This is a genomic window from Paenarthrobacter nicotinovorans (assembly GCF_007670255.1).
Taxonomy (GTDB): Bacteria; Actinomycetota; Actinomycetes; order Actinomycetales; family Micrococcaceae; genus Arthrobacter; species Arthrobacter nicotinovorans_B.
Window position 1 is genome coordinate 270,334 of the sequence record NZ_SZVS01000002.1, and the last position, 23,544, is coordinate 293,877.

24 protein-coding genes and 1 tRNA gene are annotated in these 23,544 nt (G+C 63.4%); 12 read left to right on the top strand and 13 right to left on the bottom strand.

Annotation, left to right across the window (positions count from 1 at the left end; translation table 11 throughout):
- Positions 1 to 76 precede the first annotated feature (76 nt).
- Entirely contained in the window at positions 77 to 946 is an 870-nt protein-coding gene (gene htpX, locus FDP28_RS04055) for a zinc metalloprotease HtpX (RefSeq protein WP_144659323.1), read from the top strand.
- Positions 947 to 1,022: 76 nt separating this feature from the next.
- Here htpX and efeB read toward each other — a convergent pair whose 3' ends face one another.
- The 5 genes from efeB to FDP28_RS04080 all read right to left on the bottom strand — a co-directional run bounded on the left by efeB (position 1,023) and on the right by FDP28_RS04080 (position 6,134).
- Positions 1,023 to 2,429, bottom strand: a complete 1,407-nt coding sequence (gene efeB / locus FDP28_RS04060) for an iron uptake transporter deferrochelatase/peroxidase subunit (RefSeq protein ID WP_144659324.1) — start codon at positions 2,427 to 2,429, stop codon at positions 1,023 to 1,025.
- Positions 2,426 to 3,598: an iron uptake system protein EfeO gene (gene efeO, locus FDP28_RS04065; protein WP_144659325.1), complete on the bottom strand. Its 1,173-nt coding sequence runs from the start codon at positions 3,596 to 3,598 to the stop codon at positions 2,426 to 2,428. The genes efeB and efeO overlap by 4 nt, the downstream gene beginning before the upstream one ends.
- Positions 3,599 to 3,662: 64 nt before the next feature.
- Positions 3,663 to 4,517, bottom strand: a complete 855-nt coding sequence (gene efeU, locus FDP28_RS04070; RefSeq protein WP_144659326.1) for an iron uptake transporter permease EfeU — start codon at positions 4,515 to 4,517, stop codon at positions 3,663 to 3,665.
- A 176-nt stretch (positions 4,518 to 4,693) separates the two neighbouring features.
- The gene (locus FDP28_RS04075; protein ID WP_144659327.1) at positions 4,694 to 5,230 is read right to left on the bottom strand and encodes a hypothetical protein; all 537 of its coding nucleotides are present in this window, start codon (positions 5,228 to 5,230) and stop codon (positions 4,694 to 4,696) included.
- 412 nt (positions 5,231 to 5,642) lie between these two features.
- The gene (locus tag FDP28_RS04080) at positions 5,643 to 6,134 is read right to left on the bottom strand and encodes a YajQ family cyclic di-GMP-binding protein (protein ID WP_144659328.1); all 492 of its coding nucleotides are present in this window, start codon (positions 6,132 to 6,134) and stop codon (positions 5,643 to 5,645) included.
- 184 nt (positions 6,135 to 6,318) lie between these two features.
- Here FDP28_RS04080 and FDP28_RS04085 point away from each other — a divergent pair, with 184 nt between their 5' ends.
- Complete coding sequence (locus FDP28_RS04085; protein ID WP_144659329.1) at positions 6,319 to 6,585, top strand: hypothetical protein; 267 nt, start codon at positions 6,319 to 6,321, stop codon at positions 6,583 to 6,585.
- Positions 6,586 to 6,713: 128 nt separating this feature from the next.
- Positions 6,714 to 6,795: transfer RNA gene (locus FDP28_RS04090), tRNA-Tyr, on the top strand.
- 79 nt (positions 6,796 to 6,874) lie between these two features.
- On the opposite strand, the gene FDP28_RS04095 is transcribed toward FDP28_RS04090, so the two are convergent.
- Positions 6,875 to 7,633: a potassium channel family protein gene (locus FDP28_RS04095; RefSeq protein WP_144659330.1), complete on the bottom strand. Its 759-nt coding sequence runs from the start codon at positions 7,631 to 7,633 to the stop codon at positions 6,875 to 6,877.
- Between the two features lie 40 nt (positions 7,634 to 7,673).
- Positions 7,674 to 7,892 carry a hypothetical protein gene (locus FDP28_RS04100; RefSeq protein ID WP_144659331.1) on the bottom strand — a complete coding sequence of 73 codons (219 nt, stop codon included), beginning with the start codon at positions 7,890 to 7,892 and terminating at the stop codon, positions 7,674 to 7,676.
- Between the two features lie 205 nt (positions 7,893 to 8,097).
- Between FDP28_RS04100 and FDP28_RS04105 the strand changes: the two genes are divergently transcribed.
- The gene (locus tag FDP28_RS04105) at positions 8,098 to 8,643 is read left to right on the top strand and encodes an acyl-CoA thioesterase (protein ID WP_144659332.1); all 546 of its coding nucleotides are present in this window, start codon (positions 8,098 to 8,100) and stop codon (positions 8,641 to 8,643) included.
- On the opposite strand, the gene FDP28_RS04110 is transcribed toward FDP28_RS04105, so the two are convergent.
- The 3 genes from FDP28_RS04110 to FDP28_RS04120 are packed head-to-tail and all read right to left on the bottom strand — an operon-like array spanning position 8,640 to position 11,096.
- Positions 8,640 to 9,440, bottom strand: coding sequence for an ABC transporter permease subunit (locus FDP28_RS04110; RefSeq protein WP_144659333.1), 801 nt, complete (start codon positions 9,438 to 9,440; stop codon positions 8,640 to 8,642). The genes FDP28_RS04105 and FDP28_RS04110 overlap by 4 nt on opposite strands.
- Positions 9,433 to 10,428 (bottom strand): ABC transporter ATP-binding protein, encoded by a 996-nt coding sequence (locus FDP28_RS04115; protein ID WP_144659334.1) that lies wholly within the window; start codon positions 10,426 to 10,428, stop codon positions 9,433 to 9,435. Before FDP28_RS04115 ends, FDP28_RS04110 begins: the two co-directional genes overlap by 8 nt.
- On the bottom strand, positions 10,425 to 11,096 hold the full coding sequence (locus FDP28_RS04120) for a TetR/AcrR family transcriptional regulator (RefSeq protein ID WP_144659335.1): 672 nt from the start codon (positions 11,094 to 11,096) through the stop codon (positions 10,425 to 10,427). The genes FDP28_RS04115 and FDP28_RS04120 overlap by 4 nt, the downstream gene beginning before the upstream one ends.
- Positions 11,097 to 11,236: 140 nt before the next feature.
- Here FDP28_RS04120 and trxA point away from each other — a divergent pair, with 140 nt between their 5' ends.
- Positions 11,237 to 11,614: a thioredoxin gene (trxA, locus tag FDP28_RS04125; RefSeq protein WP_144659336.1), complete on the top strand. Its 378-nt coding sequence runs from the start codon at positions 11,237 to 11,239 to the stop codon at positions 11,612 to 11,614.
- 95 nt (positions 11,615 to 11,709) lie between these two features.
- Here the strand turns inward: trxA and FDP28_RS04130 are convergent, their stop codons facing one another.
- Positions 11,710 to 11,988 carry a putative quinol monooxygenase gene (locus FDP28_RS04130; protein ID WP_144659337.1) on the bottom strand — a complete coding sequence of 93 codons (279 nt, stop codon included), beginning with the start codon at positions 11,986 to 11,988 and terminating at the stop codon, positions 11,710 to 11,712.
- An 83-nt stretch (positions 11,989 to 12,071) separates the two neighbouring features.
- On the opposite strand from FDP28_RS04130, the gene FDP28_RS04135 reads away from it, so the two are divergent.
- Positions 12,072 to 13,748 carry an AMP-binding protein gene (locus FDP28_RS04135; protein WP_144659338.1) on the top strand — a complete coding sequence of 559 codons (1,677 nt, stop codon included), beginning with the start codon at positions 12,072 to 12,074 and terminating at the stop codon, positions 13,746 to 13,748.
- A gap of 16 nt (positions 13,749 to 13,764) precedes the next feature.
- Here the strand turns inward: FDP28_RS04135 and FDP28_RS04140 are convergent, their stop codons facing one another.
- On the bottom strand, positions 13,765 to 14,739 hold the full coding sequence (locus tag FDP28_RS04140) for a DNA-3-methyladenine glycosylase family protein (RefSeq protein ID WP_144659339.1): 975 nt from the start codon (positions 14,737 to 14,739) through the stop codon (positions 13,765 to 13,767).
- A gap of 155 nt (positions 14,740 to 14,894) precedes the next feature.
- Here FDP28_RS04140 and FDP28_RS04145 point away from each other — a divergent pair, with 155 nt between their 5' ends.
- The 4 genes from FDP28_RS04145 to FDP28_RS04160 are packed head-to-tail and all read left to right on the top strand — an operon-like array spanning position 14,895 to position 19,226.
- Positions 14,895 to 15,287: a VOC family protein gene (locus tag FDP28_RS04145; protein ID WP_144659340.1), complete on the top strand. Its 393-nt coding sequence runs from the start codon at positions 14,895 to 14,897 to the stop codon at positions 15,285 to 15,287.
- A gap of 45 nt (positions 15,288 to 15,332) precedes the next feature.
- Positions 15,333 to 16,718: a cystathionine beta-synthase gene (locus FDP28_RS04150; protein ID WP_144659341.1), complete on the top strand. Its 1,386-nt coding sequence runs from the start codon at positions 15,333 to 15,335 to the stop codon at positions 16,716 to 16,718.
- A 41-nt stretch (positions 16,719 to 16,759) separates the two neighbouring features.
- Positions 16,760 to 17,929, top strand: coding sequence for a cystathionine gamma-synthase (locus FDP28_RS04155; protein WP_144659342.1), 1,170 nt, complete (start codon positions 16,760 to 16,762; stop codon positions 17,927 to 17,929).
- 1 nt (position 17,930) lies between these two features.
- The gene (locus FDP28_RS04160) at positions 17,931 to 19,226 is read left to right on the top strand and encodes a glycosyltransferase 87 family protein (protein ID WP_144659343.1); all 1,296 of its coding nucleotides are present in this window, start codon (positions 17,931 to 17,933) and stop codon (positions 19,224 to 19,226) included.
- Here FDP28_RS04160 and FDP28_RS04165 read toward each other — a convergent pair.
- Positions 19,223 to 21,361, bottom strand: coding sequence for a phosphocholine-specific phospholipase C (locus FDP28_RS04165; RefSeq protein ID WP_144659344.1), 2,139 nt, complete (start codon positions 21,359 to 21,361; stop codon positions 19,223 to 19,225). The two genes, FDP28_RS04160 and FDP28_RS04165, sit on opposite strands and share 4 nt — an antisense overlap.
- A gap of 140 nt (positions 21,362 to 21,501) precedes the next feature.
- On the opposite strand from FDP28_RS04165, the gene FDP28_RS04170 reads away from it, so the two are divergent.
- Positions 21,502 to 22,080: a winged helix-turn-helix transcriptional regulator gene (locus FDP28_RS04170; protein WP_144659345.1), complete on the top strand. Its 579-nt coding sequence runs from the start codon at positions 21,502 to 21,504 to the stop codon at positions 22,078 to 22,080.
- Complete coding sequence (locus tag FDP28_RS04175; RefSeq protein WP_144659346.1) at positions 22,077 to 23,474, top strand: MFS transporter; 1,398 nt, start codon at positions 22,077 to 22,079, stop codon at positions 23,472 to 23,474. The genes FDP28_RS04170 and FDP28_RS04175 overlap by 4 nt, the downstream gene beginning before the upstream one ends.
- Positions 23,475 to 23,544: the final 70 nt, after the last annotated feature.

Here is a 23,544-nt window from a genome sequence, read left to right on the forward strand (position 1 = left end):
CCGGAACAGGGCGGACGACGTCGACGTTTAAGCTAAAGAACCCCCGCAAGAGGCGAAGAAAGAGGACGAAGGAAACGTGCACAAACACAACAATGGACTCAAAACCGCGGCGCTGTTCGGCGTGCTGTGGGCGGTGTTGTTGGGTTTGGGTGCCATCATCGCCTCAGGAACCCGCAGCACCGCCCCCATATGGATCATGGCCTTGATCGGCGTCGGTACAACTGCCTATGGCTACTGGAACAGCGACAAAATCGCCATCCGCTCCATGGCCGCATACCCCGTGACCGAGGCCCAAGCGCCGCAGCTGTACCAGATCGTCCGGGAGCTGTCCGTCCGGGCCAACAAGCCCATGCCGCGGATCTACCTGTCACCTACCATGACGCCCAACGCCTTCGCTACCGGTCGCAATCCGAAGAACGCCGCCGTGTGCTGCACGGAGGGAATCCTGCACCTTCTGGACGCACGGGAACTCCGGGGTGTGCTGGGCCATGAGCTGATGCACGTGTACAACCGCGACATCCTCACGTCCTCGGTGGCTGCTGCCGTGGCCGGCGTGATCACCTCGGTTGGCCAAATGCTCCTGATCTTTGGCGGTGGCGACCGGCGCAACGCAAACCCCCTTGCGACGATCGCCATGGCGCTGCTGGCACCCTTTGCGGCCTCACTCATCCAGATGGCGATCTCCCGCACCCGCGAGTTCGACGCGGATGAGGACGGTGCCGAGCTCACTGGCGATCCCCTGGCATTGGCCTCGGCCCTGCGCAAGATCGAGTCCGGGGTGAGCCAGTTGCCACTTCCCCAGGACCAGCGCTTGGTCAATGCCTCGCACCTCATGATCGCCAACCCTTTCAGGGGCGGCGGCATGCGGCGCATGTTCTCCACCCACCCGCCCATGAAGGAACGGATCAGCCGGCTGGAAAGGATGGCGGGGCGGCCGCTCTCCTAGGGACGCAACACGTTGTGGACCCGCAGATCCGTTGTTGGCCAACGACGGAAAAGCGGGCCCGCAACGGAAGAGGGCTTTAGCTGAACAGCCCTTCGCCGATGTACCCGCCCTGCTGCACGCCCGGTGGCACGGCGAAGAGGCCGGACCCTGTGTGCTTGAGGTACTCCACGGACAAGGTGTCGCCCTTGGCCAAGGCCAGCTGCATGGGGACATAGTGGGTTCGCGGATCCTTGACGAACGCGATGAAGAACAGGCCGGCATCCAAGTGCCCGAGTCCGTCCGAGCCGTCGGTGAAGTTGTAGCCGCGGCGCAGCATGCGGACGCCGTTGTTCTGGTCCGGATGTGCCAGGCGTATGTGTGAATCCATGGGGATCAACGGCTCGCCATTGCGTCCGGCCATGGCAAAGTCCGGCGTGCTGAACTCGTCTCCTCCCGACAGGGGAGCCCCCGCGCCCTTGGTGCGTCCGATCAGCCCTTCCTGCTCCCGCAGCGAGGTACGGTCCCAGATTTCAATGTGCATCTGGATTCGGCGCGCCACCAGGTAACTGCCACCGGCCATCCACTGCTCGGCCGCGGGGCCACCGCCCGCCACCCAGACGTGCTCGTCGAGGAGGGCGTTGTCCTCGACTTTGAGGTTGTTGGTGCCGTCCTTGAAACCGAACAGGTTGCGGGGCGTCACCTGGGCGCGGGAGGTCGAGGAAGTGCGGCCGAACCCGAGCTGCGACCACCGTACCCGGACCTTTCCGAATCCGATCCTCGCCAGGTTGCGGATTGCGTGGACGGCCACCTGTGGATCATCCGCGCAGGCCTGGACCACGAGGTCACCGCCAGTGCGGCCCGGCTGCAGGTCATCGCCTGGGAAGTGGGGAAGGTCGATCAGGGCGGTCGGACGCCGCCCTTCCAGACCGAACCGGACTTTGCCATCCTTCTCAAACAAGCCTGCGCCAAAGCCAAACGTCAGGGTCAGCTTGGAAGCTGCCAGATCCAAGGCCTCGCCGGTGTCTTCTGGCGGGGCGTCGTACGGGCCATCGACGGCGCCGGTCTTGCCGGTTGGATTGCCGGCAGTCATCGCCTGGGCCGCTGCGGTCCAGTCCTTGAGGAGCTTGATCAGTTCCTTGCGGTCCTCGGTGGTCACATCGAACGCGGCCATGTGCAGACGGTCCTGGGCAGGCGTCGTGATGCCCGCCTGGTGATCGCCAAAGAACGGAACCACGGCGTCCCCGGCGGCAGGCACTGAGGGTGATGCCGCCGTCGCCACCGCGTCATGACCCAGGAAGCCTGCGGCGAGTCCTGCCACAGCTCCGGCGCCGCCCACGCCAGCGAGGGAGAGTAGGCCCCGGCGCGACATCCGTGCAGCGCCGGTAGCAGCGGCAGCCGCCGTACCGCCGTCGGACGCCTTTTGGGACTTTACGACGTCGGCCGGCTCACCGGAACGCCCGACGTCGGCCGGCTCACCCGTGTGGCCGAAAGGGCAGCCGCTCACAGCACCACGGCTGAGGTGAGCTTGGAGAGGGGCTCACCCAGCGAGTCGACCAGCGATGCCAGGGCCTGCACCTGCTCCGGGCTGAGCTCGTTGTAGAAGGCGAAGCCATCGCCCTTTGCGTGCTTCTTCAATTCGGCCTGCAGCGCAGTGAACTTTTCATCCAGGGACTTGGAGAGCTCTGCGTCCTTCTGTTCCAGGGCCGGCTTCAGGCTTTCGAATGCGATGCGGGCGCCGTCAACGTTGGCCTGGAAGTCCCAGAGGTCGGTGTGGGACCAGATCTCTTCTTCGCCCGTGACCTTGCCGGTGGCAACCTCGTCCAGGAGTTCCTTGGCGCCGTTGCCTAGTTTGTCCGCCGTTAGTTCCACGGTGCGGGTGCGTGTGGCGAGGTCTTCGGTGTCGGCAACGAGTTGCGTGGAGATGGCGGTGCGCTCCGCGGCGGTCATCGCTGTGTAGCCTGCAGGCGGGAAGAGGTCCTTTTCTGCGCGGTGCCAGCCGGTCCATTCCTGGCCGGGCTCAAGGTCTGCTTCGCGGGCATCCAGCTTGGGGTCGAGGTCGCCGAAGGACTCCGCCACGGGTTCGATCCGTTCCCAGTGCATGCGGGTGGCCGCGTAGAGCTCGCGGGCCTTGGCTGCATCACCGGCGGCGAAGGCTTCTGCGAAGGCCTTGGTGCCGGTGACAAGCTGTTCGGTCTGATCCTTGACGTAGGCGGCGTACTGCTGGGTTCCAGTGTCCACCAGTTTCTGCAGATCGGCGTCCACGCTGGGCTTGTTGCCGGATTCCTTGACCTCGAAGGAGGCACGGATGCCGTCGCCTTGCATGCCGGGCTTGCACGCCGTGGTGTATTTACCGGCGGGAGCGGTGACTACCAGGTTGCGGGAGATTCCCGGGCCGATGTTCTCCACTTCGCCGATGATCCGCAGCCCGTCTTCGGCCAGCAAGTAGAACTCGGTGACTTCGGTGCCCTCGTTCTTCACCGCGAAGGTGAGATTGCCGCTCGATGCGGAGGTGGTGGACACCTTGCACTCGTTGGCCGTGCTGCTGACCTGGATGGGACCGTCCGTTGCGGCCGTGGTCTTCGCGTTGTCAGTGCACGCTGAGAGGACCAGCGGCACTGCTGCTGCGGCGCCAATCACGGCAAGTGTTCTGCGGAGCTTGGGTGAAGCGGGCATGGGGAATCCTTTGTCTATCGGTGGCGCGTGAGGGGAGGGTCCGGGTGGGACCAGGCAGGGTGTCTTAGGACTGGGCAGCGATGGCCGGAGCCGGGACGGCGCTGGTGGCCTTCGGCCGGGACGAACGGTTGGCCCGGATGTACAGGAACAGCACCGGGGCCACATACAGCAGCCAGGCTGCCGCTTCCAGCCACGTGGTCGCGGGGGAGAAGTTCAGGGTGCCTTTGAGCAGCGTGCCATACCAGGACGACGGCGGGATGGCGGCTGAGACGTCGAAGGCCAGGTTGTGGAGGCCCGGGAGGATGCCGGCTTCCTGTAGGTCATGGACCCCATAGGCCAGCACTCCGCCCGCGATGATGATCAGGCCTACGCCGGTCCAGGTGAAGAAGCGGCCCAGGTTCACCTTGAGGACTCCCCGGTGCAGCAGATAGCCCAAGCCGGCGGCGGCCACCAGTCCGAGCAGAGCCCCGAGGAGCGGCAGGGTGGTTTCTCCCGTGGCTTGGGCTGCAGCCCAGATGAACAGCGCGGTTTCGAGTCCTTCGCGGCCCACGGCCAGTGCCGCCACGAGCGCAAGGCCCCAGGCGGCGCCGTCGGCCGCTTTGTCCACCTGCGAGCGGAGTTCGCCGCCGAGGCTGCGCGCGGTGCGGGCCATCCAGAAGACCATCCACGTCACCAAGGCCACGGCAACGATTGACAGTCCGCCGCCAATGGCTTCCTGCGCCTCGAACGTCAGGCCCCGCGGGCCGAAAGTCAGCAGGGCGCCGAAGCCGAAGGAGATGGCAATGGCTGCGCCCACCCCTGCCCAGAGGCGCGGAATGAGGTGCCGCCGCCCGGTCTTGATGAGATAAGCCATCAGCAGGACCACGATCAGGGAGGCCTCGAGGCCTTCGCGCAGGCCGATCAGGAAGTTGGCGGTCATGTCGGAGTGTTCTTTCGCTAAGGGAGCCGTACTTAGGCTCGCCTAAGGAAGAAGAATACTGCCCGGCGGCTATTACGCAAACTAATCGTGCCGTAATTTACGACAGTCGCTGTAGATACGGGCATCGGGCCGGGATGCGATGCTGCTCGAAGTTGGGTTGTGGTGCCTCTGGCGGATCAGATCGGCGGAGCAAGCTGGACACGATAGCGCCACCAGACCAAGTCTGGATCCTCTTCGTCTTCTTCCTCGGGCTCCCAGCCCTGGTGCTGCAGTAAGGCGTGAACCGGGGTATTCAGCTTATGCGCTTGACCTGAGAATACGACGAGCTCCACTTTGGGCATGCCATCTGCCATCTCGAGACACGTGTCGACGAAGTGCTTGAGTGCTTCGGTGCCCGTGTTGTTCTTGGCGCAGTCCAGGTGACGGGCCAGGAACAAGGCGAGGAACTGATGCTGGGTGGCGTTGATCGGTTCGCTACGGAAAGCCACAAACGCGTTGATCCTCGCGGCCTCTACATCCAAGAGAATTTCAGCCCGGTGCGGCGCCTTCAGTGGTAGCCTGAGCCCGCGGATAGCGGCCTCTACGCGGCGCGCCCATGGCCGGTCTTTCTGCTTTTTGTGCCACGTCCCTGGTCCGACTTCAGCCTTTGCTATACAAGTGAACTTCTGCAGGAGCGGTTGATGTTTGCGATCGGCTTCCAGCCACTCCGCCATTAGTGCTTTTTGCGGGTGTAAATCACGGTGGCGGGCTTAGCAAGAGCCGCCTCAACGCCTTTCGGGGAATTGATGTAGGCGGCCAAGCGCTCAGAGCGCTGCTGAAACGCTTCCGTACGCCGGCGCGCAAATATGGACTTCTTGACCGTCCGACGCGATTGCCTGCCAGTCAACAAGCTTGCTCGGGGGTGGATTTGCGCGCTCAAGGCTTCCCTTCCGTATGCGATTTCTCCCCTGTTCATCCAACGCTAACGACATTCTCTCTCAAGAGGACTCTCTGTGAGGAAAATCACAGCTGTGGATAAAACGAGGACCGCAGGATCAAGGCTGATCGCTGCGGTCCTCGGTGATTCTGCGGACTCTGTGCGGACTTCGGACGCGGGCGCCCAGCAATCACGCGGCCAAAGCGCCGTTAGCTGCGGAAGTTCACGAACTGGAGGTCGGCCTCTTCGAACTTCTTGAGGATGGCCATGGTCTCCTGAAGGTCGTCGCGCGACTTGGAGGTCACGCGGAGTTCGTCGCCCTGGATCTGGGACTTGACGGACTTGGGGGCTTCATCGCGGATGATCTTGTTGATCTTCTTGGCGATGTCCTGGGCGATGCCCTCCTTGATGCTGCACTCCAGGCGGAACTCCTTGCCCGAAGGGTAGGGCTCGCCCTGGTCCAGGGACTTCAGGGAGATGCCGCGCTTGATGAGCTTGGACTGGAAGACGTCCAGGACTGCAAGGACACGGTCCTCCGAGTTGGCCTTCATGAGGATCTTCTCGCCGCTGAAGTCGATCTCTGCGCCGACGCCCTTGAAGTCGTACCGCTGCGCGATTTCCTTCTGGGACTGGTTCAGTGCGTTGGCGACCTCTTGCTTGTCTACCTTGCTGACGACGTCGAATGTGGATTCGCCTGCCATGACTCTCCTTAGGTTGGGGGCCCTGTGAGGGCGGGTTGGGTTCTGGCATCCAGCCTAGTACGGAAGCCCGCAGTTGGGGCCGTGCAGGGCTTTCACAGTTCGCTCACAGCACACGCAGGGTGGGAACCGAGGAATGCGGCCCAGAGTTGTACCAGTTGGAAGACACTTCGTCCGGAGGATCAGCGTGAGCACCAAGGCCGTCCAGTCCATCAGCAAGTCCGCCTCAGCAGCAGCAGGTTCCATTGGAACGGCTGCTGCGGCTGCTGCCAGTGCAGTAGCTGCGGCGGCGGTGGCGGCCTCGATCGTGCTAAGCCCGGTCCCCGACGCCACATCGCGCATGGATGGCGTCCACGCAGATCTCCAGCGGGCCGTGCAGCTGAACCAGATCACCGCCGAGCAGGCCGAGAAGTTCGAGGCCAAACTGGCGGATCGTATCCTCGGAGAAGCCTGAAATACGCCGAAATTCAGGGCCTCTGACCTCGATTAGATTCTTGGGCGGAAGTTCTGTAAGGTTGTCTCTGCCTTCGGTTACCGGATCGAAAGAAATGGTCTTCCGGAAGTGATCTTCTTTTGAAGTTCGGCAGATTACCCGAGCGGCCAAAGGGGGCTGACTGTAAATCAGCTGGCACTGCCTACGGGGGTTCGAATCCCTCATCTGCCACCCAGGAAAAATCCCCGGAACCACTGGTTCCGGGGATTTTTTGTGTCTGCGGGTTGTCCCGGACGGGGTGGCTTTTTGGTTACTGCCGCTCGGAGATTTTCCGGAGCTCGGCGATTTCCAGCCGCAAGGCCGCGATCTCCTTGACCAGATCAGCCACTTCGGCCCGCACGGGTTCCTCGGCTGCCGCCACCTTTTCGCCGGCCGCGGCCGCCACGCCTTCGGCATTCTCCTCGATCCGCTGCACCAGCCAGGAGGCGATGGAAGCAGTGACGATACCCAGTACTGCGATGCCGCTCATCATAAGGGCTGCGGCCACCACCCTGCCGATGGGTGTTACCGGATACAAGTCGCCGTAGCCCACGGTGGTGATGGTGGTAACGGCCCACCAGGCTGCGTCTCCGAAGGTCAGGATCTTGGCGTCGGGGGCGCCCTGTTCGACGTCAAGGACGGCGAGCGCTCCAACGAGGATGAGCATGGCTGCCGCTCCGGCGACGTAGGTTGCTACGCGTCCACGGAGGGTTTCGCCTACGGTCCGCTGCAGCACTGAGAGCAGGGTGACCAGGCGCAGCAGCCGCAACGGCCGGAAGAAGGGAAGCACCACGATCAGGAGTTCATGGAGATTCCAGAGGAACCATCGCATGCGGTCTTCGGCGAGCCAAAGGTTGATGAAGTAGTCCACGGCGAAAATTCCCCACGTAATCCAGAGAATCACTTCCAAGGGGGTCGCCGTGGGTCCATCGACGCGACCGATGACCTGCCAGGCGTAGGCGGTAAGGAAAATCAATGCCGTGGCCATCAGCGGCCATTCGACGAGGTCCCGGTATCGCGCTTGAGTCATACGGGAATCCTAGCCACAGGCCGGCCCTGCGGCAGGAGGATCAAGCAGTCGTTTCCAGCCAGTAGCCGTCCAGGTGGTGGATCAACTGGCGTCCGAGCCCACCCTTAAGCTGGATCCACAGGGTGCTGCGGTCATCGGTCATGCCGTCCAGGGTTCCCTCAATCCGGTTCCCGCGGGCATCCTGGAGCACTACCACTTGGTGGCGCTGGAGTTCGGGCCAGACGTCGCCGTGGGGCCGGGTGGTTTGCAGCGTACTCAAAGGGATCCCCCTGATGTGTTCTTCCAATACGAGTTCCAGATATTGTGCACGTCTTTCGTGAACCTGCGGTAAACGTTAGTGCAATCGTTGGACATAAAAGTGGCCGGGGCGGCCGAACACTGCTCTGGACGCAGCCGTCGGAGGGGCGTTCGACATTACGGGCTGCACCTTCCGCGGAATGTTACCCGCGGGTAACATAGCTGCCATGCACCTGCTTCTACGTACCCTCATGCTGCTGTTCACGTCCGCCAAGCGCTCGCCCTTGGGCGTCTGGGAAGAATCCTCGCTGCCTTTGCGTGTGCTGCCCACGGATATTGACATCGCCATGCACGTCAACAACGGCATGTACTTCTCCCTGATGGATCTCGGGCGCTTCGACCTTATGGTGCGCAGCGGGGTCTGGGGCAAAATGCGTAAGCGGGGCTGGAGCCCTGTTGCAGCAGGGGAGACCATCGCCTTCCGGAAGTCCTTGCAACTGTGGCAGCGCTACACCGTTGAAACCCGCATCATCGGCCTGGACACGAAAGCCATCTACTTCGAGCAGCGCATGGTGGTGGACGGAGAGATCTACGCACGCGCCTACATCGCCACGCGCCTGGTTGCCAAAGGCAAGCCGGTGTCCCAGGAAGAGATCATCGCCGAGTTTGGTGCGCCGCCGGCCGACCTTGAACTGCCCGAATGGATCCACGAGTGGCGCGAGAACAACGGACTGCCTGGGGCCCGCCGTCCCGCGCCTCACGTGTGGAGCTAGACTCCAACATCCCGACGCTGCAGGGCGAAGGCTCCCAGGGCAATAAGGGCAACCGATATGGCGTACAGCCCGGTCACCGCGCCCCAGTCGGCCCCACTGGCAACAGGTGAATTGCCATAGGCCCAGTGATACGGGGAGAGATTCAGCAGCCAGTCCACGTTGGGGCTTTGCCGTCCCACGGCGTTGAAAACGTAGCCGAGGACCGCAACGGCAGCGCCGGCCGCGACTCCGTACACCTTCCGTCCACTCAGGGCACCGACAAACAACGCTGCGGTGCCGCTCAGCAGGGCCAAGGCAGCAAACAGCAGCACCGCGCCGGCAAGATGTCCGACGTCGATATTTAGTTGGGCGGGCCCGTTGAGTACCAGCACCAGCACGAAGACAAGGGCAGTGAGGATCGCGATACGAACGATCAGCGCCAAGGCCCGCTCCAGCACGATCTGTACGCGCGTCACGCTATGGGCCAAGGTCAGCTCCAGGAGCCCGGACTCCTCGTCGCCGCCCACTGCGGCCGCGCCCCAACCCACGGATGCCATGGACATCAGCAGGAACCCAATGAGCCCGAACAACGTGGCCTGGGTGTAGCCGGGACCGGTCGCGATTTGATCGTAGTTCAAGGCCTTGGTCATGCCTTGGGGGAGGGCATCGATCATTTGTTGCATCTGGGAGCTGCCGCCGATGGAGGGATACAGGGGCAGGTACAGCATGATGGCACCCGTCAGACCCACAGCCCACGCGAGAGTGGAACGCCACGAATCCGTCAGTGCCTTCGTGAACAGCGGCAGTGGCCTAGGCATGGTGGGCTCCTTCCGGTTGCTTTAGGGCTCTGTGCCGTGATTCTTCATGGGAGGAAGGGCTTTTGTCGCCCGTGTAAAGCGTCAGGACGGCTTCCTCCAGATCCGGCTCCTCCAACACCAGGTCCGTCAGGTTCAGCTTGGCCAGCTCCTGGACCAGGGGCTGGACGTGGCCGGAGAGTGTCGCCGTGGCTTCTACCGTCCCCGCGGCGTGCCCATCGGGCGTCAGCTCCCGGACCGCCACATTGGCGACGCCCGGCACCCTGGCCAGCAGCGCACCGACGTCGTGCGCTTCTGTTCCGGTGCTGTTGAAGCGAAGCTGCCTTACCGCTGCTGTCCGGAGGGCCTCCACCGTGGAAACCGTGACGATTCCGCCGTCGCGAAGGATGGCGACGGCGTCCGCGGCCTGCTGGACTTCGCTCAGCACATGCGAACTGAGGAACACTGTGGCTCCGTCGTCCACTGCTTCGCGGACCATGGCGTGGAAGACCTGCTGGACCAGGGGATCCAAGCCGCTGGTGGGTTCGTCCAAAATGAGGAGTTCGGGTTTGTGCATGAAAGCCTGCAGCAGCCCGAGTTTTTGCTTGTTGCCCTTGGACAGTTTGCGGGTCTGGCGGTCCAAGTCCAGCTGCAGCCGATCGGCGAGATCGTTGACGTGCCGCTGGTCCACCGGCCCGCTGATGGCGGCGAAATGTTCCAGCATCAGGCGGCCTGTGGTGCGGTTCTCCAAGTGCAGCTCCCCGGGCAAATACCCGATCCGGCGTCGCAATTCGGGCCCTGACCGCCTGGGATCCTGCCCGAGGATGGAGATGGAACCGGCACTGGGCCGGATGATGTCCAGCAGGCAGCGCATGGTGGTGGTCTTACCCGCCCCGTTCGGCCCGATCACACCGAAGACGGTCCCTGACTCCACGGCGAAATCCAACCCGTGCAGAACCTCGCGCTGTCCGAACTTTTTGCGCAACCCCTTGACGACGATTGCTTGGGTCACGGGGCATGCTCCCTTCCGTTGTTGTTGTTTTCCAGTGCTTCGCGGGCTGCGTTCAGGAACCGCGAGTCCGTGTAGAAACCGTGGGTGTAAATGTCGAGCGCGGGCAGCGTCAGACGCCGCAATAACTCCGGGCCGATGCCGTGCGGTTCGGCTACCGGGGTGCCCAGCGCCCGGGAGACGTGGCGGCCCAGCATGAGCACGGACAGGCTGTTGGAGGCAATAACGACGGCGATGGCCCGGACATTCTCGAAGACCCGGATAGTGCCGGCCTGGATGCCCGTGTGGATGATGTCCTCCGTTTGGCTGACAACCCCGTCGAAGAAGGCGTCAGCGGCATCCGACTCGTCACTGAGGGACTGGCGGATATAGGCGATCTCATTGGCGTAGTCGTGCGGATTGTTCAGGTAATCCTGGATGAGTCTGCCTGTGGAGCCCGGATCCGTTTTCTCCCGTCCCTGCGTGGCTGTTTGGGAAAGGACATGCTCATCGCAGGCATCCCGCAAACCTGCTTTGCTGCCGAAATGGTGGATGACAAGCCCTGGACTGACTCCGGCCTCGGCTGCGACGGAACGTACAGTCGCACGGGCGAATCCCTCACGACCAAAGAGCCCGATGGCGGCGTCACGGATGCGTGCCCGGGTAGTTAGATCGTCTGCGGTTGAACGCATGTTTAATACGTTAAACACCTGTTCAGCCCGAATCAAGAGCCTCCCGAGCGTGGGACCGGGCTTTTATTCCCGGTGACGCGGGAAGCGAACAGGGCACCCTTCCACGGGACTTACCGGGCAGGGACGCGTACGGTGGAAGTATGGCTACAGTTGACATCACTGGTGAACAGTTCGCATCGACCATCGAGGAGAACGATATTGTCCTCGTGGATTTCTGGGCCGCATGGTGCGGCCCCTGCCGGCAGTTCGCGCCCACGTATGGAGCGGCGTCGGAAAAGCACTCCGACGTGTTCTTCGCCAAGGTGGACACCGAAGCCGAGCAGCAGCTCGCAGCGGAAGCCGGGATCACGTCCATCCCCACGCTGATGGCCTTCCGCGAAAAGGTGCTCGTCTTCTCGCAGCCCGGCGCCCTGAACGCCCAGCAGCTTGAACAGGTCATTGAGGCCGTGAAGGGACTGGACATGGAAGAAGTCCACGCCCATGTTGCCAAGGCCCGTGCCGAGGCGCAGGAAAACTAGACCCTATCCGGCGAAATCGCTGGAAATGCATCGAGGTCGCCGGAAATTTCCGGCGACCTCGATGGTTTAAGGCGAACTGGCGAACCAGCGGCGAACTAAAGACGTTCCAGCTGCACAGGCTCGGCCAGCAAAGCGCTGAGGGACTCGTTCAGGTCCTGCACCGCGACACCCTTGGAGTGCTTCTCCAGCAGTTCCTCGGATTCCCAGCGTTCGGTGAGGACGAGCTTTTCTTCTGTGGCTTCGGTCAGTTCATACCGGATGCAGCCGGGCTCGTTGACTACCTCGTCAATGGCGATTTCCAGCGCGAGCTTCACGCGGAAGAACTCGCCTTCGTTGGGGATGAACGTGGCCTTCAGGTCAATGGGTGCACTCATGGGTCCAACCCTACCGGCAGGACACGGCAGCCTTGGCGGTGGTTACGGTTCTGTTGCGCGGCAGGGCTTGGTAGCGTTCCGTCATGTTGTCCTACACTGCCGGAGACACCGACGTCCCGTTGCTCGAAGAGACCATTGGCGCCAATTTTGAGCGCATCGCCGCCCAGTTTCCTTTGCGTGACGCGCTCATCGAGGCCGCCGCCTCGCCGGGCGGTGAAGCCCGCCGCTGGAGCTACCAAAAGCTGAACGACGACGTCGATCGCCTCGCCCGCGCGCTGCTGGCCGTGGGCGTGGCAACGGGGGAGAGGATCGGCATCTGGAGTCCCAACTGTGCCGAGTGGACCATCCTGCAGTACGCCACTGCGAAAGTCGGGGCAGTGCTGGTCAACGTGAATCCCGCGTACCGGAGCCATGAACTCGAATTCGTGGTGAAACAGAACGGCATGCGGATGTTGGTTACTGCGCCCAAGGACAAGAACAGCGATTACGTCGGCATGGCCAGGGAAGCGGCCAACACCTGCCCCGAGCTCAAGGAGATCGTCTTCCTGCCCGGCGATCCGGCGGCCGGACTGACGGCGGGGGTGCCGGAAGCCGGCCACGAACTGAGCTATGCCGAGCTGCTGACCCGGGCCGACGGCGTCGGGCTTTCAGCGCTGCGTGAGCGCATGGCGGAACTGGACCCGCACGATCCCATCAATCTGCAATACACCTCGGGGACCACTGGATTTCCGAAGGGTGCGACGCTGACGCACCACAACATCCTTAACAACGGGCACTCCATCGGGCGGCTGCTGGGTTACACGGAGCATGACCGCGTGGTGATACCGGTGCCTTTCTACCACTGCTTCGGCATGGTGATCGGGAACCTGAACGCGCTCAGCTTCGGGGCCGCCACGATCATTCCGGGCCGGGGTTTCAACCCATCGGCGGCGCTGGAAGCGGTACAGGACTTCGGTGGGACCTCGCTGTACGGGGTGCCGACGATGTTCATCGCAGAGCTGGCGCTGGAGGATTTCGGTTCCTATGACCTCTCTACACTGCGCACCGGTGTGATGGCGGGTTCACTGTGTCCCATCGAGGTGATGCGACGGGTGATCGACGAGATGCACATGGTGGACGTGGCCATCTGCTACGGGATGACCGAGACCTCACCCGTGTCCACCATGACGCGGGCCGGGGACACCCTGGAGCAGCGGACGTCAACAGTGGGCCGGACCATGCCGCATTTGGAGAGCAGGATTGTGGATCCGGGGTCCGGGGAGGTGGTGGAGCGCGGTGTGATCGGCGAGCTCTGCACCCGTGGGTACGCCGTGATGCAGGGGTACTGGGGCCAGCCCGACAAGACCGCCGAGGCCATCGACGCTGAAGGGTGGATGCACACCGGGGACCTGGCCCGCATGGATGAAGACGGCTACCTCGTGATCGAAGGCCGCATCAAGGACATGGTGATCCGCGGCGGGGAGAACATCTATCCGCGCGAGATCGAGGAATTTCTCTACCTGCACCCTTCCATCCAGGACGTTCAGGTGATCGGCGTTCCGGATGCCAAGTACGGCGAGGAGCTCATGGCGTGCATCATCCTCAAGCCCGGCGCCGGGCCACTGACAGCCGATGGCCTCGCTAAGTACTGCCGGGGCAAACTGGCGCATTACAAGATTCCCCGCTATATCGACGTCCGTGAGAGCTTCCCGATGACCGTCTCCGGGAAAGTCCGCAAAGTCGACATGCGCCAGGAAGCCGTGTCCCGGCTCCACTTGTAAAAGCAACGCGTTGCTTCTAGTGGTGGCGGTGGTCCTGCACTGTCATTCGGGGGCCGAAGGTGGGTTTGCGGAAGCCGCTCAGGTAAAGCATCCGGACCAGCCGTTGCCTCTGTCCGCGCCAAGGCTCGAGCAGCTCGATCATGCCGGCATCGTCCGTTTTCTGCCCGGTCAAGGCATAGCCCACGTAGGACGCCAAGTGGTAGTCGCCAACGGAGATTGAATCGGGGCAACCATGGGTACGCTGGACAACCTCCGCTGCGGTCCAGACACCGATTCCGGGGATCGTCTGCAGCTTGGCGCCGGCCTGTACCGAGTCCAGAGCCGCCAAGCGTTCAAGTGCGACGGCGGATTGCAGCGCCCGCATGACCGTCGCCGAACGCTGTGGTCCAACCCCTGCCTTGTGCCACTCCCAGGAAGGAATGGCCAGCCATTGCCGGGCGGTGGGTGGGACGAGGAGACCTTGGGGTGCCACCCGGCCCGGAGCCTTGGTGCCATAGCGATACATCAAGTACCTGTAGCCCCGACGGGCCTCCAATGTGGTGACCTTTTGCTCCAAAATGGTGGGCACCAGTGAGTCAACCACCCGCCCGGTGCAGGGCAGGCGCACAGCCAGGTTCCGGCGTCGTGATTCTGTGACGCGGCGCGGAAGCGTGGCGTGGAAAGCCGGGTCATCGAAAGCGGACCAGTCGTCATCGGCGCCCAGCAACCGTGGCACTCCTGCCACGGCGTCCGCGGCGCCCGGCCCCCAGGCCTGTGCGTCCACGAACGAATCAGGACCCAGGCCTCCGCCCAAAAGGCGAAGGGTCACCGGACCGGAAGGGGCGGTGAAAGCCATCCAATAACCACTCGCATGCGCCGCGAACGACGGGTCAGCGTTGCCGCGCATCAGCGGAAACATGGTCTGGTCCAGGCGGAAGGAACTGCCCGGATGCCACCTGATGGATGCGTCCGCCGCGGCCGCGACAAGCGGAGGGGCTTCTGCAATGGTCATGTTCTTAATGGTCCCACGCCGGGCTGACAATTTGCTCCGCGAAGCCCTTACCGACGCCGGTGCCCGCGGCTAGACTCCGTGGTGTGGCGCGGGTGGGCCGCGCCCAAACCCAGGAACAAACGCAGAAACAAACGCAGGAACAAGGAGCGCATGCCATGGCTGCAATAGTGCATTTCGAGATTCCAACCGATGACACCGAGAGGGCCAACGCCTTCTACCAAAACACGTTCGGCTGGAACCTCAGCCCGATGCAGGGCATGGACTACACCATCGCCCTGACCACCGAATCGGACGACCAAACCGGTGCGCCGAAAGAACCCGGAGCCATCAACGGTGCGTTGTTCCCCCGGACGGACAACCTCAAGACCCCCATCATCACCATCGACGTGACAGACGTCGATGCTGCCCTCGCCCAGGTTGAACAGGCCGGTGGTTCAGTGGTGCAGGGCAAGGACGCCGTGCCAACCATGGGGTGGTACGCCTACTTCAAGGACACCGAAGGCAACATCCTGGGGCTGTGGCAGACGGATCCGTCAGCGGGGAGCTGACCGTCCGGTCCGGTCCCAATGCGGGCAGGCGGTAACTTTGTACCTATGAAGTACGCCCAGTCCGTGTTGGACCTCATCGGCAATACGCCCCTCATCAAACTCAACCACGTTACTGAGGGGATCAGGGCCACAGTCCTGGTGAAGCTCGAATACATCAACCCCGGTGGATCGATCAAGGACCGCATCGCGGTGAAAATGATCGAAGACGCTGAAAAAGACGGTCGGCTCAAGCCCGGTGGCACCATCGTTGAGCCGACGTCGGGCAACACGGGAGTTGGTCTGGCACTGGTGGCCCAACAGAAGGGCTACAGGTGCATCTTCGTAGTCCCGGACAAGGTGGGTGAGGACAAGCGCGCCGTCCTGAAGGCGTACGGCGCCGAGGTCGTGGTGACCCCTACCTCCGTGGCTCCCGACAGCCCGCAAAGCTACTACGGCGTCTCCGACCGACTGGTCCGCGAGATTCCGGACGCTTTCAAGCCGGACCAGTTCTCCAATCCGGCCGCCCCCGGCAGCCACTTCGAGTCCACCGGCCCGGAGATCTGGAACGACACGGACGGTCGCGTCACCCACGTCGTCATCGGCGCCGGTACGGGCGGGACGATCACCGGCACCGGCCGGTACCTCAAGCAGGTTTCGGCTGAACGGCCGGAGTCCGACGGCGGCCGCGTCAAGGTCATCGGTGCGGACCCCGAAGGTTCGGTCTACTCGGGCGGAACCGGCCGGCCGTACTTCGTCGAAGGCGTCGGCGAGGACATGTGGCCCGCCAACTATGATCGTGACGTCCCGGACCACGTCATCGCTGTCTCGGACGCCGATTCCTTTGCCATGACCCGCCGCCTGGCAAGGGAAGAGGGCTTGCTCGTTGGCGGTTCTTCCGGCATGGCTGTGGTGGCGGCGCTACAGGCTGCGAAGGACCTGGACGAATCCGCCGTGGTGGTGGTGATCCTCCCTGACTCCGGTCGCGGATACCTCGCCAAGATCTTCAACGACCAGTGGATGCGCTCCTATGGCTTCCTGTCCGGGGGCGAAGAGGCTTCCGTGGGAGAAGTGCTCAAGTCCAAGACGGGCGAGCTGCCGGACCTGGTGCACATCCATCCCAACGAGTCCGTCCGCGACGTCATCAACATCATGAACGAGTTCGGTGTCTCGCACATCCCGGTCCTCTCGCAGGAACCTCCCGTTGTGATGGGTGAAGTCCTGGGCGCCGTCGACGAGCGCAGCCTCACCAGCAAGCTGTTCCGCGGCGATGCAAAGCTCACGGACAAGATCGCCGAACACATGGGGGAACGCCTCCCTGTGATCGGCTCCTTGGAGACCATTTCCGCCGCGCGTGAGCTGCTGTCCGACGTCGATACCGTGATGGTGACCTTCGCGGGAGCCCCGGTAGGCATCCTGACCCGCCACGACCTCCTGGCTTACCTCAGCAACTAGCCTGCGCTGACCAACCGTTGATCGAACAAAGAGGAGCTTCCATGTCCGCCAACAACAAGGCCGGTTTCAACACGCGAGCCGTCCACGCCGGCCAGGAATTCGAGCCACGCACCGGAGCTGTGGTCCCACCGCTGCACTTCAGCACCACCTATGCCCAGGACGGCATCGGTGGTTTGCGCTCGGGATATGAGTACGGCCGCGGCGGCAATCCCACCCGGGATGCCTTGCAGGAGCAGCTTGCCGCCCTGGAAGGTGGTACGGCGGCGTTCTCCTTCGGATCCGGCCTGGCCGCCGAAGACTCGTTGATCCGTGCGGTTGCCCGTCCCGGCGACCACATCGTGTTGGGCAATGACGCCTACGGTGGAACCTACCGCCTGATCAACCGTGTGCTGGGTGAGTGGGGCATTGGCAACACGCCTGTGGACATGTCGGATCTTGACGCCGTGGCTGCCGCTGTCGCCGCGAACAAGACCCGCCTGGTGTGGGTTGAGACGCCGTCCAACCCGATGATGAAGATCACCGACATCGCGGCGCTCGCCGCTGTAGCGCACGACGCCGGTGCCCTCCTCGTCGTCGACAACACCTTCGCGTCTCCCTACTTGCAGACCCCGCTCGCCCTGGGTGCCGATGTCGTGGTTCACTCCACTACCAAGTACATCGGAGGCCACTCGGATGTGGTGGGTGGCGCCATTGTGGTGAAGGATGCTGAACTGGCCGAGAAGATCGGTTTCATCCAGTTCGCCGTCGGCGCCGTGTCCGGTCCGATGGACGCGTTCCTGACCACCCGTGGCTTGAAGACCTTGGGCGTGCGAATGGACCGCCACAGCGAGAACGGCCAAGCCGTGGCCGAGTGGCTGCTGACGCGTCCGGAGGTTGAGGCCGTGCTCTACCCGGGGCTCCCGGACCACCCGGGCCACGACCTTGCCGCGAAGCAGATGAAGAAATTCGGCGGCATGGTCTCGGTGCAGTTCAAAGGTGGAGAGGCCGCGGCAAGGACCGTTGCGGAAAACACCTCGGTGTTCACTCTTGCCGAATCCCTGGGCGGGATCGAGTCCCTCATGAACTACCCCTCGGAGATGACCCATGCTTCTGTGAAGGGCACCGAGCTGGCCGTCCCGGTCAACCTTTTGCGCCTCTCGTGCGGCATCGAGGAAGCCGAGGACCTGATTGCCGACCTTGAACAGGCTTTCGCCAAGATCACCAACGGCTGACATGGCGGCCTCTCCTTCACAAACGGTGGCCAACACCACCGCACGCGGCTGGCTGCTCACCGTGGCGGGTGCCCTGACCCTGGTGGTGGCCGTGTGCTACCTGTACGCGAACTACCAGCCGGCGCTCAATGACTTTGAGGTGTACTACTACGGCGGGGGCAAAGTCCTGGAAGGCGGCGACCTGTACGCCGTCCGTGACGGCCTGCCATTCACGTACCCTCCTTTTGCCGCCTTGCTTTTCACGGGGTTGGCGGCGTTGGGGTTCTTCGCCGGAAGCATGGTGTTCATTCTCGTGGCCCTGGGCGGCGCCGCAACCGTAGCCGCTTGGTTGGCCAGGCACTACTTCGGCCTGAAGACCTGGCGTGAAGCCTTTGCCGATTACCGTTTCAGGACCACGGCGCTGGTGGGAACAGGGGCCATCCTGCTGCTGGGACCATGGCGCGACACGTTCGTTTTCGGGCAGATCAACATCATTTTGATGGGCGTGATCCTGGCTGATTTCGCGCTCTACGGGAAAGTCCGCGCCGCTGCCATCCGCTGGCCGGCAGGTTTGCTGATCGGCCTGGCAGCCGGGGTGAAGCTCACTCCTCTTGCCTTTGGCTTGTACTTCCTGGTTCGCCGCGATTTCAAAGCCCTGGGGTGGATGGCGGCCGGGTTCTTTGGCTCCATTGCCGTGGCTTGGGCCCTCTTGCCGCAGGCGTCACTGGACTTCTGGACCAAGATCCTTCCGGACACGGGCCGCATCGGCGGGCCTGCCTACGTGGACAACCTCTCGGTCAAGGGCCTGCTCCTGCACTTTGGCATGCCGGACTCGTCAGCCACCAATGTGGTGTGGATGGTCCTGTCGCTGGGGCTCGCGATCGTGGCTGGGCTCATCATCACCTGGGCCGTGGCTGTGGACGAGAATTTTATTGCGGTATCTGCCACGGCCATCCTGATGCTCCTGATCAGCCCGGTCTCCTGGTCCCACCACTGGGTATGGGTTGCCGTTGCGTTGCCCAGCATGGCGTTTGCGATGCACCGGGTTCCTTCCCGCAATGGGCGGATGCGCACTGCGGGCTGGGTGATCGTGGTGTGCTCCACGGTTGCGTTCTACATGACACCCAAGAACCTGGCTGTTTGGGCTGGCGCCGCGGAATGGGGCAAGGACCCGCAGACCCAGTGGCAACTCATGGTTTCCAGCCTTGGAGTGGTCTGCGCCATTGCCATGATGGTCTATTGGGCCCTGGCTTACCGCCCTTCCCGGACCGGCCTGGTCCTTGGTGCAACCACCAAGGACCATCCGGCGGGCGCTTAGCCGGAGATGCCTTCCCGACCGTCTTCGTCGCGACCTGTCAGCCTGCGACGAAACGTCGGGTCCTCAGGGGAAGTGACTTCAACGTCGTACCAGCCGCTGACCGTTTCCCAGCCGATCTTCTTCGATTGTCCGGCCTTGAGTTTCACAGTTTCGGCACCGGGAGCGTACTGCAATGACTTCACGGCCAGCGTCACGGCAGCCCCGCCGTTGTTGCGGACTTCCAGTTCCACGGCCTTATTGCCGCGGCGGCCGTTAACCGTAACGTCGACGCCGGACGCGGTGCCCGCCGTCGTGCCTTTCAGTTCGTACTGGAAGCGGTTGGGACCGGTGACGACGACGTCGAACGCACCCGAGGCGGGTACCAGCTCTACGGCGTCGTTCCCGAGCACGTCCACGTGCCGTGGTTCTGCGAGCTCGCCGGCATAACCGTAGATGGCAAAATGCGTTGACCTGCTGCCCGTGTTCGTCAGGGCCAGAGTGAGCTTCCCCGGCGCTGCGACCGCGGACACCTTAGGCCTGTAGGGGAGCGGGCGGGCCGGACGCGAGCCGCTTTCCTGGATCGGTGCCACTTGGACAGCCGGCGGGGTGGGCCGCCACCTGCTGATTTTGGCGGGCACGGGTCCCGGGTGGTCCAGGACAGGGGGAGTGCCCGGGGTGCTGAAGTTGAAGACGCCCGTCAGGTCACCACACACCTGCCTGCGCCAGGCCGAAATGTTGGGTTCCCCTACGCCGGTCCAGCGTTCCAGGAAGCGCAGTACGGAGGTGTGGTCGAAGACTTCTGAGCTCACGTAGCCGCCCACCGTCCATGGCGAGACCACGGTCATGGGTACCCGCGGGCCCAGTCCGATGGGCCTGGCCGTGGTCCAGTCCGGTGATTCACCCGAGTTCGGCCGCGGTTGTACGGGCGGGGGAACGTGGTCGAAGTAGCCATCGTTTTCGTCGAAGTTCAGGAAAATCGCGGTGCTGTCCCAGGTGTCCGGGTTGCTGGCGACCGTATCCAAGAGGCGGTAGACGAAGTTTGCGCTGCCCACCGGCGTCGAAGCCCCCGGGTGCTCGGAGTCGGCAGCGGACGGGACCAGCCAGCTGACCTGCGGCAGGGTTCCTCCGGTGATGTCGGCATTGAGGCGTTCCAAGAGCGTGTCAGGACGGCCACGCCACATGGCCTTGTCGAAGAGTGACCGCTCAGCGTCCGTCAGCTTGGCCCGTCCCTGTTCCAACTGGGCCAGGAGGCGTTCCTGCTCCGCCGCGGGCTTGCCGGCAAGGTTGTCGTAGAACTCCTCGGTGGTTCGCAATGTGCCCTCAACCGAGGCCAGCATCTTCCGGCCAATCGCCTTGAAGGTCTGGAAGTATTCGACAGCGTTGTCAGTGAAGTTGTCCCAGTCCTGGTAGATCTTCCACGAGACCCCGGCCTGTTCCAGACGTTCCGGGTAGGTGGTCCAGTCGTAGCCTCCGTGATCGTAACCATAGGCCGCGTTGGTGACTGCCCGGCTGCTGCTGCCTGGCTCGTTGCCGGTGGTGCCGCTCCACAGGTAGTTGCGGTTGGGATTGGTGGAGCCGTTCACGGAGCAGTGATAGGCATCGCAGATGGTGAAGGTGTCCGCGAGCTCGTATTGGAGCGGAATGTCCTGGCGCTCGTAGAACGTCATGGTGGAGGCGCTCTTGGCCGGAATCCATTTGTCGCACCAGCCGTTGTTCCACGCCGTGGTGGTGCCCTTGAAGGAATGATCCAGGTCTCCGAGGTATTGGATGTCGGAACCGGGCCGTCCAGCTAGTTCGGCGGCCTTGCGCAGGGAGAAGGGCAGCACCGTCTCGCCCGTTGCGCGGGGCTGTTCGAACATGGACTTGCCGTTGGGCAACCGGGTGACGGAATGGTCACCGTAGCCGCGCACTCCGCGCAGCGATCCGAAGTAGTGGTCGAAGGAGCGGTTTTCCTGCATCAGCACGATCACATGCTTGATGGACTGCAGGCTTCCGGGAGGGGTTGGCTTGGCCATGGCCGCCTGTACCGAAGGAGGAAGGAGCGAGCCGGCTGCCGCAAGCGCCGTCGCTGCAGCCGCCGTGCCGAGGAAGCCGCGACGGGAAAGCCCGGCAGATTCGGTTGAACGTTTCACCATGTCAGGGTTGTTCGAGGACATTCTGGGTGCCTTTCGTGGTCAGAGTTGACCCGGCAAGCGTAGGCACGGCAGGTGAACCGCCGGTGAACCCCGCCCAACCCGGAAGTTCGTGTCGTACTGGATTATGGCTTTCTTTAGAAAAGTCAGCTAGTTTAGGGCGCATGCCTCTTCGTTCCGACTGGTCTGCCCGCTCGTGCAGCCTTGCCCGCGGCCTTGACGTCCTTGGGGATCCTTGGGGAAGCCTGGTGCTCCGGGAAATCTTCCTTGGCAACGGCCGATTCGACGCCATCAAGCAACGGCTCGAGGTGGCGGACAACGTACTGAGCAAGCGTCTGGGGTGGTTGCTCGAGGCCGGACTGCTGGCCCAACGCCCCTACCAGGACGGCGGCCGGACCCGACAGGAATATGTGCTCACCGTCAAAGGTGAGGAAGCGTTGCCTGTCCTGAACGCGATCATCATCTGGGCAGAAAAGCACCTGGACGCGCCGAACGAGATCTCCCACATGCGGGTCATCCATACCGACTGTGGGCACGCCACGTCCTCGGCGGATACGTGCACCCACTGCGGCACGGCACTTACCGCCGCGAACACCAGCTGGCACAGCTTCAAGCGCAACAAACAGCCGGTGCCCTTGGCCGTGGCACCACAGCGAGCCAGCACGGCCGATCCAGCCAGCACAGCAGATCCGACCAGCACAGCAGATCCGACCAGCACAGCAGAGACGGAGATTCCCGCATGACCGCTCCCGACGTCACAGGGACACCCGCCGGCTCGCCGCACGCCCCCTCCGGAAAGCGTCCCTCCGGAAAGCGTGAGCCCGGAAAGCGCCGTCTGCACCCTGCTTGGATCGTGGCGGCTGTGGCTTTCCTCGCGCTGGTGGGCGCCGCAGGTTTCCGGGCGGCCCCCGGCGTGCTGATGGTCCCGTTGCAGCAGGAATTCGGCTGGTCCACCACTGTGTTGTCCCTGGCGGTCAGCATCAACCTGGTCCTCTTCGGGCTGACGGCACCTTTTGCTGCTGCCCTCATGGAGCGCTTCGGCATCCGCAAAGTGACAGCGCTGGCCCTGTGCATGATCGGGCTTGGTTCGGCTTTGACAGTCCTGGTGAACCAGTCCTGGCAGATCCTTCTCACGTGGGGAGTGCTGATTGGTTTGGGAACCGGGTCCATGGCCTTGGTTTTCGCCGCCACCATCGCCAACACGTGGTTTGCCAAGAGTCGTGGCCTGGTGATTGGCATTCTCACCGCGGGAAGTGCGGCCGGTCAGTTGGTCTTCCTTCCGTTCATCGCGGTCTTGGCGCAGAACCCGGGCTGGCGCGGCGCCTCGCTGCTCATAGCGGCCGGTGCGCTCGCCGTGGTGCCGCTGGTGCTGCGGTGGCTGCGGAACTCACCTGCCGACGTCGGGGTGTTGCCTTATGGTGCGCAGGAACCTGAGGGGCAGGTCGCCGACGCCGGGACCACCGCTGCGGCGGCCGGCACTCCGGACGTTGTGGTTCCCAAAGACTCTGCCAACGCGGCAGTCCGTGCCCTGCAGGTTCTCAAGCGTGCAGCCAAAGTCCGCACCTTTTGGGCCTTGGCTGCGGGCTTCGCGATCTGTGGAGCCACCACCAACGGGCTCATCGGCACGCACTTCATCCCTTCGGCACACGACCACGGCATGCCCGAAACCACGGCGGCTGGTCTGCTGGCCGTCGTCGGGATTTTTGACATCGTGGGAACCATCGCCTCGGGCTGGCTGACCGACCGCTTCAACCCCAAGGTCTTGCTGGCCGTCTATTACCAATTCCGGGGGATTGGCCTGCTGGTGCTGCCGCTGCTGCTGGGCTCGTCCGTCGAACCGAGCATGATCATTTTCGTGGTGGTGTACGGCCTTGACTGGGTGGCGACGGTGCCGCCCACCGCGGCCATTTGCCGTTCTGTGTTCGGGGCCGATGGTTCGGTGGTGTTTGGCTGGGTGTTCGCCGCCCACCAGCTCGGGGCCGCAGCCGCCGCTTTGGCTGCGGGATTCATCCGCGACGCCACGGGACACTACAACTACGCGTGGTTGGGTGCAGCAGCGATGTGCACGGTGGCGGCAGTCATCAGCGCCACGATCCGTAAAGACGCGGCAAAGAAGGAGCCCGTAGCCGTGGCCTGATCCGCCTGCGAGGCCTGCTCTGCGTGCCATCCGGCAGGAATAGCAGGCAGAGCGGGCCCCACAACGGGGA